At 63.8% G+C, this 14,968-nt stretch carries 15 protein-coding genes and 1 other RNA gene; 6 read left to right on the plus strand and 10 right to left on the minus strand.

All coding sequences use genetic code 11. From position 1 onward, the window contains the following. The 3 genes from ruvA to JQ609_RS30130 all read right to left on the minus strand — a co-directional run bounded on the left by ruvA (window position 1) and on the right by JQ609_RS30130 (window position 2,144). Window positions 1–618, minus strand: a complete 618-nt coding sequence (ruvA, locus tag JQ609_RS30120; protein WP_212032930.1) for a Holliday junction branch migration protein RuvA — start codon at window positions 616–618, stop codon at window positions 1–3. Next, a complete protein-coding gene (gene ruvC / locus JQ609_RS30125; protein ID WP_212265556.1) occupies window positions 615–1,142 on the minus strand; it encodes a crossover junction endodeoxyribonuclease RuvC in 528 nt (175 codons plus the stop codon). The genes ruvA and ruvC overlap by 4 nt, the downstream gene beginning before the upstream one ends. Before the next feature lie 255 nt (window positions 1,143–1,397). Further along, the gene (locus tag JQ609_RS30130; protein WP_212213163.1) at window positions 1,398–2,144 is read right to left on the minus strand and encodes a YebC/PmpR family DNA-binding transcriptional regulator; all 747 of its coding nucleotides are present in this window, start codon (window positions 2,142–2,144) and stop codon (window positions 1,398–1,400) included. Window positions 2,145–2,363: 219 nt separating this feature from the next. Between JQ609_RS30130 and JQ609_RS30135 the strand changes: the two genes are divergently transcribed. The 3 genes from JQ609_RS30135 to ppk2 all read left to right on the plus strand — a co-directional run bounded on the left by JQ609_RS30135 (window position 2,364) and on the right by ppk2 (window position 6,789). Then, window positions 2,364–4,130 (plus strand): methyl-accepting chemotaxis protein, encoded by a 1,767-nt coding sequence (locus JQ609_RS30135; RefSeq protein ID WP_212276373.1) that lies wholly within the window; start codon window positions 2,364–2,366, stop codon window positions 4,128–4,130. 196 nt (window positions 4,131–4,326) lie between these two features. After that, window positions 4,327–5,751, plus strand: coding sequence for a methyl-accepting chemotaxis protein (locus JQ609_RS30140; RefSeq protein ID WP_212276374.1), 1,425 nt, complete (start codon window positions 4,327–4,329; stop codon window positions 5,749–5,751). Between the two features lie 117 nt (window positions 5,752–5,868). Then, a complete protein-coding gene (gene ppk2, locus JQ609_RS30145) occupies window positions 5,869–6,789 on the plus strand; it encodes a polyphosphate kinase 2 (RefSeq protein ID WP_212276375.1) in 921 nt (306 codons plus the stop codon). Window positions 6,790–6,794: 5 nt separating this feature from the next. On the opposite strand, the gene JQ609_RS30150 is transcribed toward ppk2, so the two are convergent. The 5 genes from JQ609_RS30150 to ssrS form a co-directional block, all read right to left on the minus strand. Next, window positions 6,795–8,576, minus strand: a complete 1,782-nt coding sequence (locus JQ609_RS30150) for an adenylate/guanylate cyclase domain-containing protein (protein WP_249128577.1) — start codon at window positions 8,574–8,576, stop codon at window positions 6,795–6,797. A gap of 93 nt (window positions 8,577–8,669) precedes the next feature. Then, window positions 8,670–9,311 carry a hypothetical protein gene (locus JQ609_RS30155; protein WP_212213187.1) on the minus strand — a complete coding sequence of 214 codons (642 nt, stop codon included), beginning with the start codon at window positions 9,309–9,311 and terminating at the stop codon, window positions 8,670–8,672. Window positions 9,312–9,332: 21 nt separating this feature from the next. Beyond that, entirely contained in the window at window positions 9,333–10,160 is an 828-nt protein-coding gene (locus JQ609_RS30160; protein ID WP_212213190.1) for a TIGR00282 family metallophosphoesterase, read from the minus strand. 3 nt (window positions 10,161–10,163) lie between these two features. Next, entirely contained in the window at window positions 10,164–10,739 is a 576-nt protein-coding gene (locus tag JQ609_RS30165) for a 5-formyltetrahydrofolate cyclo-ligase (RefSeq protein WP_212276376.1), read from the minus strand. Between the two features lie 115 nt (window positions 10,740–10,854). Further along, window positions 10,855–11,015: non-coding RNA, 6S RNA (gene ssrS / locus JQ609_RS30170), on the minus strand. A 164-nt stretch (window positions 11,016–11,179) separates the two neighbouring features. Between ssrS and JQ609_RS30175 the strand changes: the two genes are divergently transcribed. Next, window positions 11,180–11,410: a BrnT family toxin gene (locus tag JQ609_RS30175; protein ID WP_312014913.1), complete on the plus strand. Its 231-nt coding sequence runs from the start codon at window positions 11,180–11,182 to the stop codon at window positions 11,408–11,410. Between the two features lie 11 nt (window positions 11,411–11,421). Beyond that, window positions 11,422–11,721, plus strand: coding sequence for a BrnA antitoxin family protein (locus JQ609_RS30180; RefSeq protein WP_212213199.1), 300 nt, complete (start codon window positions 11,422–11,424; stop codon window positions 11,719–11,721). 44 nt (window positions 11,722–11,765) lie between these two features. On the opposite strand, the gene JQ609_RS30185 is transcribed toward JQ609_RS30180, so the two are convergent. Further along, complete coding sequence (locus tag JQ609_RS30185; RefSeq protein WP_212276377.1) at window positions 11,766–12,149, minus strand: cell division protein ZapA; 384 nt, start codon at window positions 12,147–12,149, stop codon at window positions 11,766–11,768. Then, window positions 12,146–12,466 (minus strand): DUF4164 domain-containing protein, encoded by a 321-nt coding sequence (locus JQ609_RS30190; RefSeq protein WP_192736870.1) that lies wholly within the window; start codon window positions 12,464–12,466, stop codon window positions 12,146–12,148. The genes JQ609_RS30185 and JQ609_RS30190 overlap by 4 nt, the downstream gene beginning before the upstream one ends. Window positions 12,467–12,816: 350 nt before the next feature. Between JQ609_RS30190 and tkt the strand changes: the two genes are divergently transcribed. Continuing rightward, window positions 12,817–14,799, plus strand: coding sequence for a transketolase (gene tkt / locus JQ609_RS30195; RefSeq protein ID WP_212276378.1), 1,983 nt, complete (start codon window positions 12,817–12,819; stop codon window positions 14,797–14,799). Window positions 14,800–14,968: the final 169 nt, after the last annotated feature.

Below are 14,968 nucleotides of genomic sequence, written 5' to 3' on the forward strand. Positions count from 1 at the left end.
TCATTTCGCGAGTTCCTTCAGCCCCAACCGGATCAGTTGGGCCGTTTCCGCATTCTCGCCGGCGCTGCGCGAGGCGGACGCGATGGCGGCCGCCGCCTGCGGCTGGCCGTAGCCGAGATTGACCAGCGCCGAGATCGCGTCGGTGACCGGGCGTGGCGCGCGATCATTGTCGATCGCTCCTGAAAGATGTACCAGCGCCGGATCGACGCTGGCGAAGGCCGGCGCCTTGTCCTTCAATTCGGTGACAATGCGTTCGGCGACTTTCGGCCCGACGCCGGGCGTGCGCGTCACCGCGGCCTTGTCGCGCAGCGCGATCGCGTTCGCAAGTTCAGCCGGCGGCAAGGTCGAGAGCACCGCCAGCGCCACCTTGGCGCCGACGCCCTGCACCGTCTGCAGCAGGCGGAACCATTCGCGCTCGATATCGCCGCGAAAGCCGAACAGCTTGATCTGGTCCTCGCGCACATAGGTCTCGATCGAGAGCACCGCGGCCTCGCCGGGCGCGGGCAGCGCCTGCAGCGTGCGCGACGAGCAATGTACCTGATAGCCGACACCACCGACGTCGAGGATCACGTAGTCCTCGCCGTAGGAGTCGATCAGGCCTTTCAGTTTGCCAATCATAGACCCGCCACCTTCAGCCGTAGCGCCGTGCCGGCGCGGTGATGGGCGTGCGTGATCGCGATCGCCAGCGCGTCGGCGGCGTCGGCGGATTTCGGCTCGGCCTTCGGCAGCAGGATTTTGAGCATCACCGCGATCTGGTTCTTGTCGGCATGACCGGCGCCGACCACGGTCTTCTTGACCTGGTTGGGCGCGTATTCGGCAACCGATATGCCGAACATCGCCGGCGCTAGCATGGCGACGCCGCGCGCCTGGCCGAGTTTTAGCGTCGCAACGCCGTCCTTGTTCACAAAGGTCTGTTCGACCGCAGCCTCCATGGGGCTGTAGTCGCCGAGCACGGCGGCGAGGCCTTCATGGATCGCCAGCAGCCGGCTCGCCAGCGGCAGATCGTCCGGCGGCTCCACCGAGCCGCAGCCGATGAAGACCAGCCGGTTGCCCTCGGTCTCGATCACGCCCCAGCCGGTGCGGCGCAGGCCGGGGTCGATGCCGATAATCCGGACGGGTTGGCGAATCGGAGGAGATGTCATGGCCTGTGATAACGCCAGAGCACCGTGAACGAAACATAAAGAGAACAGTCATCCCCTGCCCAGGTCGCGTACCCACCATCAATTGTCATCCCCGCGAAGGCGGGGATCCAGTACGCCGGGAAGCCTGTGATGAATCGCAACTGCCCGGAGTACTGGATCGCCCGGTCGTAGGCGAGCGGAAGCGACGCCGTCCTTCAGACGGCTATGCCGGGCGACGACAGCGGAGCGTGGGGCCGCGTTCGCAGGGACGACAAATCACCCGCCCATCTTCGCCATCAGCGCGTCCGAGACTTCGAAATTGGCGTAGACATTCTGCACGTCGTCGTGCTCGTTCAAATGGTCGATCAGCTTGAGCAGCTTCTCGCCGGTCTCGTCGTCCACCGGCACCGTGTTCTGCGGCTTCCAGGTCAGCGCCGCCTTGCGGGCTTCGCCGAACTTCGCTTCCAGCGCCTTGGCGACCTCGCGAAACGTTTCCTTGGAGGCATAGATTTCGTGGCCGTTCTCGCTCGAAATAACGTCGTCGGCGCCGGCTTCGATCGCCGCATCCAGCATCGCGTCATCGGAGGCCACCTTGGCGTCGTATTCGATGATGCCGGTGTGATCGAACATGAAGGAAACCGATCCGGTTTCGCCGAGGTTGCCGCCGGACTTGGTGAAGTAGGAGCGGATATCGGAGGCCGCGCGGTTGCGGTTGTCGGTCAGCGCCTCGACGATCACGGCGACGCCGCCGGGGCCATAGCCCTCGTAGCGGATCTCGTCATAATTCTCGCCCTCGCCGCCGCTCGCCTTCTTCACCGCGCGCTCGATCGAATCCTTCGACATGTTTTCCTGGCGGGCGGAAATGATCGCCGCGCGCAGCCGGGCGTTCATCGCCGGATCGGGCTGGCCCATCTTGGCCGCGACCGTGATTTCCCGCGCCAGCTTGCCGAACAGTTTCGACTTCTGGGCATCCTGCCGCCCCTTGCGGTGCATGATGTTCTTGAACTGGGAATGGCCGGCCATGCGGGGTCTCTTGGATTCGTTCGTGAGCGGATTTGGATGAAAACGCGGCCTTATAGGCCGTCAACCGGCCAAAATCAAAGATTCAAGGCCCGTTCTGGTACTTAAGTAGTGCCCGTAAGATGGAATATGAGGCAGTTGTTAACCATGACTTCATGCCCGGATGAGAGGATGCGCCGCACCTACTCAACTTTTAAGAGACCCCAACCGTTAAGAGAGCCCATGGCGTTCGGTTTGTTTCGAAAGCGAGTGCCGGAGGCGTCCGCGCCTGCCGTTGAACCCAACAATCCGGGTGCGGTTCCGACGGCAGCAGCCGCGAGCGACGGCACGCTTGAAAGCGATTCGGCCAAGGAAATCCTTGAGCTGCTCGAACTCGAACTCGGCGGCATGATCCGCCAGCTCGAGCGCGCGGCCCATTCGGTCGCTGGCGGCGCCGAGGCGACCGCGGCGACGCTGACCACCATCCGCCACCGCACTGACGCCCTGACCGGCCGCACCACCGCAGCCCAGAGCACCGCAACCACTTTCTCGCAGGCCGCCGACAAATTCACCCATTCGGCGCAGGGCATCGGCGAGCAGGTGCGCGATGCCGGCAAGCTCGCCGACCAGGCCAGCGAGGCCGCCCGCGAAGCCAGCGCCAATGTAGACCGCTTACGCGAATCGTCCGCGGCGATCGGCAATGTCGTCAATCTGATCGCGCAGATCGCGCGGCAGACCACGCTGCTGGCGCTCAATTCCACGATCGAGGCCGCGCGTGCCGGCGAAGCCGGGCGCGGATTTGCCGTCGTCGCCACCGAGGTGAAGGCGCTGGCGGTGCAGACCCAGAACGCCACCGAGGAAATCACCAGGAAGATCGAGGCGCTGCAGCGCGACGCCGCCGGCTCGGTCGACGCCGTGCATCGGATTTCGCAGGCGATCGAATTGATCCGGCCGGTGTTCGACAACGTCAACGGCGCAGTTGCCGAGCAAAGCCAGACCACCGGCGAAATGTCCGAAAATGCCGCCTCCGCATCGCGCTTCATCGTCTCGGTCGGCGAAAGCGCCACCGAGATCGATGTCGCGACCAAGGAAGCCGAAGCGCATGGCGAAAGCGTCGCCGATGCCGGCCGCGCGGTCACGACCTTTGCGCAGAAGCTCAAATCGCGCTGCGCGGTGCTGCTGCGCCAAAGCGAGCGCCAGGGCCAGCGCAAACAGGAAAAGCTGCCTTGCAGCCTCAAGGTCGAAATCCAGACCCCGCGCGGCCTGATCACGGCGCCGGTCTACGAGATTTCGATCGACGGCATCCTGATCAGCGGCGCAGACGCCGAAAAGCTGCCGCCCAACCAAAGCCTCGACGCCACGCTGCCGGATATCGGCGCCTGCAAAATTCGCGTCAGTGAGCGTTCCAAAGCCGGCGCGCAGGCGCAGTTCGAGCGGCCGGATGCCGCGTTGCGCGAGGCGATCGAAGACAAATTGTGGGCGATCCACGACGAGAACACCGAGTTCGTCACCCGCGCCATGGAAGCCGGCGCCGCGTTGACCAGGATTTTCGAGCAGGGCGTCGCCAGCGGCGCGATCTCGATCGAGGACATGTTCGACACCAACTATCTCGAAATCCAAGGCAGCAACCCGGTGCAGTACCGCACCAAAATTCTGGACTGGGCGGACCGCGCGCTGCCACCGTTCCAGGAAGCTTTCCTCGCCAAAGACAAGCGCATGGCGTTCTGCGCTGTCATCGACCAGAACGGCTATCTGCCGGTTCACAACAAGATCTATTCACACCCGCAGCGGCCCGGCGACGTCACCTGGAACACCGCCAACAGCCGCAACCGCCGCATCTTCAACGATCCCGCGGGCCTCGCCGCCGGCCGCAACCAGCGCGCCTATTTGGTGCAGAGCTACGCCCGCGACATGGGCAACGGCAACACCGTGATGATGCGCGAGATCGACGTGCCGATCCGCGTCAAGGGCCGCCACTGGGGCGGCTTCCGCACGGCCTACAGGCTGTAGATTCTCGATTGACGCGTTTTCTTGACGCGAACCGGTATCCACCTCGGATCAAGTCGGAGGACACGCTTCGCTCGAAAACGCTCCAGCAGTTCGCTCTCAGGCAAGACGCAAGGCGCGAATCGCATTCTAGACTTGAAACTGGAATGCGCTCGCCGCGGTGAGCCGATCGTCGGCTCTGACTGGAGAAAGCTCGAGCATGTCCTTTGTGCAGCGTGCAGTCCTGGACACTCAATCCAACCAGTCACTTGCCGAACGACTGATTGACCAGCTTGCCGACCGCATCGGCGGGCTCGGCGTGGAGCTTGCCGACATCGCCGGCAACGTCCAGGAGGTCGCAAGCCGCGTCGCGAACCAGTCGGACCGGTTCCACCACTTGCAGAAGACGGCCCAGACGATGGTCTCGGCCAACCGCGACATCGCCAATGCATCGCAGGCGGTGCAATCGACCACGTCGGCTGCCGTCGGAGAGATCGTTCAGTCGCGCAGCGCGGTGGATACGGCCGTCCAGCACATCGCCGAACTCGTCGAAGCGGTCGGCCGCATCGAGGCCCGGCTCAGCGCCGTCGGCTCGGCCCTGTCGCAGGTCGCAAAAGTTTCCGGCTCGATCGAGGCGATTGCGAAGCAGACCAACCTTCTGGCGCTCAATGCCACGATCGAGGCGGCGCGCGCCGGAACTGCCGGCCGCGGCTTTGCCGTCGTCGCGAACGAAGTGAAGAGCCTGGCGGAAGGAACTCGCCAGGCCACGCAGCAGATTTCCGATACCATGCGCGATCTCGACGGCCAGATCGGCAGCCTGATCGGCGAGAGCAGCGACGCCTCGCTCCGCGCCAAGAGCGCTAGTGAAGGCGCACAGCAGATCAGCGGCATCATCGCGCGCGTGCATCAGGGCATCGCGTCCGTAGGCTATGAGATCGACGGCGTCGCCAGGGCCGCGACGTCCAATCTCGGCCATTGCGACCGCGTGATCGAGGAACTCGGCCAGCTTGCCCAGGGCGTCGGTTTGTCTTCCAGCGAGCTGAAGCAGGCCGACGGACGGGTAGCGAAGCTGCTCGAACTGTCGGAAGGCCTGATCGTACTGATCGCCGACAGCGGCGTCGAGACGGCGGATGCGCCGTTGATCCGCGTGGTGATGGATACCGCAAAGCAGATTTCCGACGCGTTCGAGGCCGCCGTCGCGCGCGGCGAGATCACGGTCGAGCAGTTGATGGACGAGAAATACCGCGAAATATCAGGTACCGATCCGAAGCAATATCTGACCGACTATGTCGCCTTCACCGACCGCGTCCTGCCCTCCATCCAGGATCCGATCCAGAAGAGCGATCCGCGCATCGTGTTCTGCGTCGCCTGGGCCAAAGGCGGCTATCTGCCGACCCACAATCCGAACTACCGCCTGCCACAGGGGCCCGACCCTGTCTGGAACAACGCCAATTGCCGCAACCGCCGCCTGTTCAGCGACCGCGCGGTGAAGAAGGTCGCTGATAACACAAAGCCGTTCCTGCTGCAGACCTACCGCCGCGACATGGGCGGCGGCAATTTCGTGCTGATGAAAGACCTCTCCTCCCCGATCCACGTGCGCGGCCGCCATTGGGGCGCCTTCCGCATGGGATTTCGGCAGAGCTGAACGACAGACGTCCAAGACGCCTTGCCCGGCGTGCGCTGTCACACCACTGACATGCCCATTTGAAACTAACGGTGACGCTGTGCATTTCCTTTAGGCTTTCCTGGGCGGAGTACCTCGATGACCGATAAGCCACTCAATGGCTCGATCCATGATCGCATCCACGCGGAAATGATGGACAGTTTCGATGAGGAACTGGAACTCGAGATCGACGACGACCTCCTCGACGCGCTGACCACCGAATTCGAGGGCGATACATCAGAGAAAACCGTCGACCGTCACCTTTATTTCAAGGAACTGTTCCGTCTGCAGGGTGAACTCGTCAAACTGCAGAGCTGGGTGCAGCACCAGAAGCTGAAAGTGGTTGTCATCTTCGAGGGACGCGATTCAGCCGGCAAGGGCGGCGTCATCAAGCGCATCACGCAGCGGCTGAATCCGCGGGTCTGCCGGGTCGCCGCGCTGCCGGCGCCGAACGAGCGCGAACGCACCCAATGGTATTTCCAGCGCTACGTCTCGCATCTGCCGGCCGGCGGCGAGATCGTGCTGTTCGACCGCAGCTGGTACAACCGCGCCGGCGTCGAGCGGGTGATGGGATTTTGCAGCGAAGCCGACGTCGAGGAGTTCTTCCGTTCGGTGCCGGAATTCGAACGCATGCTGGTGCGTTCCGGCATCATCCTGATCAAATACTGGTTCTCGATCACCGACGAGGTGCAGCATCTGCGTTTCACGATGCGGATCCGCGACCCCTTGAAGCAGTGGAAGCTGAGCCCGATGGACGTGGAGGCGCGCAGCCGCTGGGAGCAATACACCAAGGCCAAGGAGGCGATGCTGGAGCGCACCCATATTCCGGAAGCGCCGTGGCACCTGGTCGAGGCCGTCGACAAGAAGAGGGCGCGGCTGAACTGCATCGCCCATCTGCTTGAACAGATTCCCTACAGCGAGGTCCCGCAGGATCCCGTCATCCTGCCGCCGCGCGTGCGCCATCCGGACTACCAGCGCGGGCCGGTCCCGCCGGAGATGTACGTGCCGGCGCGCTACTAAACGAGCTAGTCCGGCAAACCCGCGTCGCGCAGTGCTGCTGATATCTCGTCCTGCCGCTTGGCGCGGCGGACGGGATAGGCCTCCGCCACGTGAGACGTCCGAAAACCGGGTTGAATCTTCAAAAGCCGGCTGACCGCTTTTTGCGCTTCCTCGGTCCGGCCGGCGCGCACCGCGTTGATGATCAACGCCCCCAGCGTATGGGCATTGACGTTGAACTGCATCGCCTTCATCGCCGCGACACAGCCTTCCTCATAGCGTTCGAGCGAGAACAGGGCGTGTGCGGCGCCGTCCCAGGCGCTGATCCGCAAGGGATCCAGCGGGCTCAACCTGATCATGCGGTCAAAGCTCTCGATCGCGCGCTCGGTCTCGTCGCACATCAGCGAGACCCATCCGCGCGAATACCACACGATGGCGAGATTCGGATTGAGCGCGACCGCCTGCTCGACCAGGGAAACGCCATAGTCATATTCGTGGCCGAGATAGGTCAGGACGTGACCGGCACGTGACAGCACGAACGCATCTTCTTCCGAGAGTCGCGCCGCCAGCCGTGCATGCCGGATGGCTTCGGCGCGATCTTCGGCGGCGAGCGGCAGGCCATCGACGGCCTGCCGGGCCATCCACGTCCAGGCCACCATGGCGTGCGCCGCCGCGTATTCCGGATCGAGTTCGATGGCTTTCCTGAAGAACCCGTATGCGTCGACCAGCGAAGAGCGGTGATGCAGCAGCGCCGCACCGCGCAGATAATGATCGTAGCTGTCGAGCTTCTCGGTCGGCTTGTGGCGCGCGCGCTCGAATTCGGCCTGTTCGAGCCGAGGCGCGATCAGGCCGACGACGCTGGTCGTCACCTGATCCTGCAGGCCGAATACGTCCTCCAGCCCGCCATCGAACCGGTCGGCCCAGATATGCGTGCCGGTCGCGGCCTCGATCAGCTGGCCGGAAATGCGAACCCTGTCGCCCGCCCGGCGGACGCTGCCTTCGAGGACATAGCGCACGCCGAGTTCGCGCCCGACGTGCTTGATATCGACGGATTTGCCCTTGTAAGTAAAGCTCGAATTGCGCGCGATCACGAACAGCGATTTGAAGCGCGACAGCGCGGTGATGATCTCTTCGACCATGCCGTCGGCGAAATACTCCTGCTCGGGATCGCCGCTCATGTTCTGGAACGGCAGCACCACGATCGACGGCATATCGGGAAGCGCAGGAGGCGGGCTGGACGGGACCGGATTGTTCGAGAGGGCGGCCACGGAAGGCGTCTCGCCGCCGATCCGGATTCGCCATGCCCGCATCGGCTCGGTGATGTTCTTGAGGGTCTGCGCGCCGAGGTCATCGAAGTTGGCGCCGACCTTGCCCCGGATTTGCCGGTGCGCGTCGTCGGAGATGCAGATGCCGCCGGGCTCGGCCAGCTTCTCAAGCCGCGCGGCGATGTTGACGCCGTCGCCGAAAATATCGCTCTCGTCGATCATGAGGTCGCCGAGATGAATGCCGATGCGGAATTCGATGCGCTTGTCCTGCGGCACGGCGGCGTTCTGCGTCGCCATGCCGCGCTGGACTTCGATCGCGCACTGCGCCGCGTCGACGGCACTGGCGAACTCGACCAGCATCTCGCCGCCGACGGTTTTCACGATGCGGCCGCGATGCGCCGTAACGGCCGGGTTGATCAGGGTCCTTCTGGCACTCTTCAGGTCGGTCAGCGTCCGCGCATCGTCCACGCGCATCAAACGGCCGTAGTCGGCGACATCAGCCGCCACCACCGCCGCCAACCGCCGTTCCAAGCGCTCGCTGGCCAAACAACCTCCACGATCGAAACGATCCGTCCGGTTGCATCAAAGCATGGCAAGGTAGCGCACGCCAGCTCACCAAAAGGCGGGCATCGCCGGAATCTAGCGCAGGCCTGCCGGCAATTCGAAGCCCTTGTACTCGCGCAGCAGCATCGCCTTGAGCACCGGCGTTTCCGGCCTGGCGTCGGGCCCGGGCACCGGATTGCTGTCCGCCTTGATGAAATCCGGTGGCGTCCCCGGCAATTTGTAGAGATTGAAGCCGTTCCGCCGCACCGCGAAATCGGCCTGCAGATAGCCGTCCGCCATCATGCTGCCGGCGGGCGCGAGGTAGAAGCCGTCCTCACGATAAGGCCCGAGCATCGAATAGGTCTTCGAGCCTTTCCGGACGCCGCTGAGCTGGCTGCTCAACCTTACCAGTTCGGTTTCGCGGCCGTCGATGTTGACATAGACCCGGCGCAGCGGCAGCTCGGCCTGGTCCTGCGTCACCACGCTGACGAGCACGAGCACATGCTTGGCCAGCGCGCGGTGTTCTTCCGCACTGGAGGCCCAGGAGAAATCCACCGAGGATCCTCGTGCCGCGCCCTTCGGCGCGACCTTCGCCGTGTCGATCGCGGACTTCTCCAGCCGCCCGGCCATGTCTTCGGGCGATACCGGGTTCTGCGATACCGGGCGCTGGGTGAGCTTTTGCGCGGACGCCGGCTGCGACAGCAACAACGCGAGCAGGAAGACCAGAAACCTTTGCATCACACCTTCTCGCACGCCCGTTCAGTGGCCGGTCCAAAATCCCGGCACCGCCGGCTCCAGCCTGCCGCCCGCCCGCACTGGCGCTATTCGCAGCGCCAGCCCGGTGGCATCGTCGGTTTCGACCGCGACACCGCTTAGTGTCGCGACACCGAACGCCGGTTCGAAACGGCCCGAGGGAATGCCGGTGACGAACCGGTGCAGCGGCTCTTCCTTCTGCATGCCGATGATCGAATCGTAATCGCCGGTCATGCCGGCGTCGCTCATATAGGCGGTGCCGCCGGGCAGCACCTGGTGATCGGCGGTGGGCACATGGGTATGGGTGCCGACCACAAGGCTGGCGCGGCCGTCGCAGAAGAATCCCATACCCTGTTTCTCGCTGGTCGCCTCGCCATGGAAATCGACCACGATGGCGTCGGCGGCTTCACGCAGCGGACAGGCGTCGAGCTCCTTGCCGACCGCGTTGAACGGATCGTTGAGCGGCTCCATGAAGACGCGGCCCATGGCGTTGATGACCAGCGCGCGCTTGCCGTTCTTGGTGTCGATCAGTGCGGCGCCGCGGCCCGGCGTATGGCGCGGAAAGTTCAAGGGGCGGATCAGGCGCGGCGCGCGCTCGATGAACACCAGCGCCTCCTTCTGATTCCAGGCGTGGTTGCCGAGCGTGATCGCATCCGCGCCGGCGTCGAGGAATTCCTGGTAGATCGCCTCGGTGATGCCGAAGCCGCCGGCCGAATTCTCGCCATTGACGATGACGAGATCGAGCGACCAGTCTCTGACCATGCCCGGGAGATGTTCTGAAATGGCGGTGCGGCCGGTTTTGCCGACGACGTCACCGATGAAGAGGATGCGCAAAATTCAGCTCCGGAAATCGAACACTTTCTTTTCCGTTAGCACATAATCCAGCGCCACGTCGTGCGGCTGGGCCGGAACCGCCTTTATTTGCTGCACGGCAAACGCCGTGCCGACGGCGGTAACGGCCTTCGCCTTGCGCAAATGCTCCAGCGTGAAATCGTAATGTCCGGCGCCATAGCCGATCCGGTGCCCCTCGGCGTCGAACGCCGCCAGCGGGATCAACATGATGTCGGGAATGAGTTCAGCGGCGGCCGGCGAAGGCTCGGGAATGCCGAGTGGCCCGAGCATCAGCCGATCGTTCCCGGACCACGCACGGAAGGCCAGCGACTTGCCACGCGCCATCACCGCCGGCAGCGCCAGCTTCGCGCCTGCTTCCGCGAGCTTGCGCATCAAGGGTGCCGGGTCGATCTCATTGCGGATTGGCGAATAACCCGACACGACCATGCCCGCCGTGATCTCAAACGGCAGGCCGCGCTTGGCGAGGGCTTGCGCGGCAGCCGCGCGCTGCTCATCGCTCAATGCATCGCGCTTTGCCAAAGCGGCAGCGCGAAGGTCTGCTTTCGAAGCACTTGCCGTCATGCAGCGTTCTGTTCCGCCGAACATCGCCCGCGAAGACGGACGAAGCGAAAGTTGCAGGGCCTGGGTGGTGAAGCCGGTAGAGTAAAATGCGACGCAAAAATCAACCGAAACAAAGTGCGAAGCCGCAGAGGCCGTTGAAGCGCTCGATCCCGGAGTTCCCTACGAAAGTAGGTGGGCACCATATGACCGGATCCACGGACCCGGCCAGGGACAGTTCCCTGAAGGATCGATAAGGCCCCGGGGATATATGGCTCCTGACGCGCGACGCAGCTTCGCCCACCCAATGTAGGCGTTAAAGGTCCAATCCGCCAGCGCTAACGCGCGATACACAAGCGAATGAGTTGGCACCCTCTCCCAGAGGGCCCCTCGGAATCGCACTGACATCTCGCTTCCGACCTTTGCCATTGACGCAGGATTATTTCGTATATACGATTTAATCAATGAAAATCATTTGGGACGAGCCGAAGCGCCTTGCAAACCTTGCCAAGCACGGAATGGACTTCGCAGACCTCAATGAGAGGTTCTTCGATCAGGCGTTTGTGCTTCCGGCGCTCGGGAATCGCCACCGCGCCATCGGCGTGAACATCCGCGGAGTCATCTGCGTCGTTTTTCGCGTACTACGGCAAGGAGGCCATCAGCATCATCAGCATGCGCCCCGCCAGCAGCATTGAGAGGAAGGCATATGAAGAAAGCCGCCGCTAAGAAGCGCCCTTCCAAGAAGGGCTACACTGCGAGCGACATGCGCGCAGTCAGTGACAATCCGGAGTGGACGAAGGAAGACTTCGCGAAAGCCCGCCCCTTCTATGAGGTCTTTCCGGAGTTGCGCAGAGGGCGGGGCCCGAACAAGGCGCCGACCAAGAAGCCCGTCTCTATCCGACTAAGCCCGGAAGTGATCGATCACTTCAAGCGTGGCGGGCCGGGTTGGCAGAGCAGGATTGATGAGGCTCTGGTCAAGGTTGTGCGGCGCAAAGCCGCCGGCTAGGCCGAGCCCGGCAAGCTTTGCCAGGCGGGGCGATAAGAAAATCGCTAACCGATCGCGACGCCGCCGCCGATGGTGCGGTTCAGCATTTGCGTGGTCTTTTCGATGCGGTCGGCCGCGGCATTGAGCGCGTTGGCGATCGCGGTCTGCGTCGTCCTAGCGCGATCGGTGGCTGCTACGCGCACATTGCGCAAGGCTTCGAGTTCTTCCTCGAGCGCACGGATGCGATGGTTGGCGTCGAGCAGTTCGTCGCACACGGTCAGCGCCGCCATCACGGTAAGCCGCGCATCGCCGATCTCGCCGAACTTGCCGCGCAGCGATTCGACGCGCGCTTCGAGGCTCTCGGCGAGCTTGAGCAGCCGCACCTCCTGCCCTTCCTCGCAGGCCATGCGGTACTGCCGGCCGTTGATGGTGACGTTGATGTGGCTCATGAGCTTTCTCCGGCGTCCAACACGGCGCGGATGGTGCCGATCGCGGCGTCGAGTTTTTCCGATATCTCGCGGTTGGTGCGCTCCAGCCGCCGGGTCTTCACCAGCGAGCCGTCGAGTTCGTCGGCGAGGCGCGAGCGGTCGGCGCCGAGTGCCTGGATCCGGCTCGCGAGTTCATTCTCGTCACGGTCGGCATCGCGCCGCCGCTCGGCCGCAGCTTCCAGCGCATCCAGCGCCGCCATCAGCCGCCTTGTTGCAGCGTCGATGTCGGCAAAGGCGAGCTCGGGGTTGCCGGCCCCGTTGGCGGGACGATCGCTCATGAGAGACAGCGCGCACCTTCGGTTAAGCCGGCCGCTCAGCAAAATCTGCGGTTCGGCAAGCGGTTAGGCCGCTAAATTTACGTGGCAAGCGAGGACAGCGCAACGCCCGCGCGAAGCTATGCACCGGTAGATCGGGCGAGCTTCGCGCCGGTCCCGTGGAAACCCGGTATCCGCTCTTCCGGATCATACGGATAAGCAACCTTTCGCACCGGAAGTGCGTTTCCTGAGCCTTGGACTCCGGGAATTGAGGTGCTATCCAGCCCTTAAGTCCTTCTGCCGAAGGGCAGCCCCATCACTGCAGTTCGCCGGCGGGCGGACATCAACCTCCTCATTTCAAGCGGATTTTCATCATGACGCAGGTCGATCATTCCCGTATGGCCAATGCGATTCGTGGCCTCGCCATGGATGCCGTCGAGAAGGCGAAATCCGGTCATCCCGGCCTGCCGATGGGCGCCGCCGACATCGCGACCGTGCTGTTCACCCAGTTCCTGAAATTCGATGCCGCCGAACCAAAGTGGCCGGACCGCGACCGTTTTGTCCTCTCGGCCGGGCACGGCTCGATGCTGCTGTATGCGTTGCTGTACCTGACCGGCAACAAGGACATGACGCTCGACCAGATCCGGAATTTCCGTCAGCTCGGATCGCTGACGCCGGGTCACCCCGAGAACTTCCACACCAAGGGTATCGAGACCACGACGGGTCCGCTCGGCCAGGGCATCGCGACTTCGGTCGGCATGGCGCTGGCGGAGAAGATGCTCGCGGCCGAGTTCGGCAAGAAGGTGGTCGGCCATCACACCTATGTGCTCGCCTCCGACGGCGACCTGATGGAAGGCGTGTCGCAGGAAGCGATCGCGATGGCCGGGCACTGGAAGCTCAACAAGCTGATCGTGCTCTACGACGACAACGGCATTTCGATCGACGGCCCGACTTCGATTGCCGATTCGGTCGACCAGGTGAAGCGCTTCAAGTCGGCCGGCTGGGCCGCCGAACTGATCGACGGCCATGATCCGAAGGCAATCGCCGCCGCGATCACCCGCGCTCAGAAATCCAACAAGCCGTCGCTGATCGCCTGCAAGACCACGATCGGCTTCGGCGCGCCGACCCGCGCCGGCACCGCAAAAGCCCATGGCGAGGCGCTCGGCGCCGAAGAGCTGAAGGGCGCCAAGGAAAAGCTCGGCATTTCGCTCGAGCCGTTCTCGGTGCCTGACGACGTCCTCAAAGCGTGGCGCGCCGCCGGCAGCCGCGGCGCTGCCGCACGCCAGGAATGGGAAAGTGTCTTCGGCGAACTGGGTCCGCGCAAGCGCGCCGAATTCGAGCGCCGACTGCGCCATGAGCGCCCGGCCTCGCTCGCCAAGGCGCTGCGCGACCACAAGAAGAAGCTGCTCGAGACGCCGCAGAACGTCGCGACCCGGAAATCCTCGGAATCGGCGATCGAGGCGATCGCCGGCGCAATGCGGATGGAATTCCTCGCCGGCTCGGCCGATCTGACCGGCTCCAACAACAACAAGGCGAAATCGGCTGTGGCGTTTTCCGCCAAGACGCCGAAGGGTCGCTTCATCCACTACGGCATCCGCGAGCACGGCATGGCCGCGGCCATGAATGGCGTCTTCCTGCATGGCGGTTTTGCGCCCAATGGCGCCACCTTCCTGGTGTTCACCGATTACGCGCGGCCGGCGATGCGGATCGCGGCGCTGATGGGCGCTGGCGTCGTCTATGTCATGACCCATGATTCGATCGGGCTTGGCGAAGACGGACCAACGCATCAGCCGGTCGAGCATCTGGCGGCGCTGCGCGCGATTCCCAACATGCGCGTGTTCCGGCCCTGCGACGCCGTCGAGGTCGCCGAATGCTGGGAGCTCGCGCTCAACCGCATCGACGGCCCGACAGTGCTGGCGCTGACCCGCCAGAACCTGCCGCAGTTGCGCACCACTGCCCCGAACGACAATCCCTGCAGCCACGGCGCCTATGAACTGGTCGCCGCGCAAGGCGAGGCAAAGGTCTCGCTGTTCGCCTCCGGCTCCGAGGTCGAGATCGCGGTCGCCGCCCAGAAGCAGCTAGCCGAACGCGGCATCGCGTCGCGGGTGGTTTCGGTGCCTTCGCTCGAATTGCTGCTGGCGCAGCCGGCGGACCGCCAGAAGTCCGTGATCGGCAACGCACCGGTCAAGATCGCGATCGAGGCCGCGGTACGCTGGGGCTGGGACGCCGTGATCGGCCAGGATGGTGAATTCATAGGCATGCACGGCTTTGGCGCCAGCGCGCCAGCCAAGGACCTTTACAAGCACTTCGGCATTACCGCCGAGGCTGTAGTTAACGCTGCCCTGAAGCGCCTATAGGTGCCCGTTTCCGAAGTTCGCGCGCCATTTGCGGCCCTGCGAACTTCGGACACAAAAGGGCAGTAGACGACAGCTAACTTTGCAGCGCCGCTTGTCGAGTTGAAGTTCCTGACGGCAACCATTGCAGGAACTTCAACTCTGCGGCGCTCTGCAGACGGTTGAGCTTGTT

It is taken from the genome of Bradyrhizobium sp. AUGA SZCCT0169, from assembly GCF_018130085.1.
Classification (GTDB): domain Bacteria; phylum Pseudomonadota; class Alphaproteobacteria; order Rhizobiales; family Xanthobacteraceae; genus Bradyrhizobium.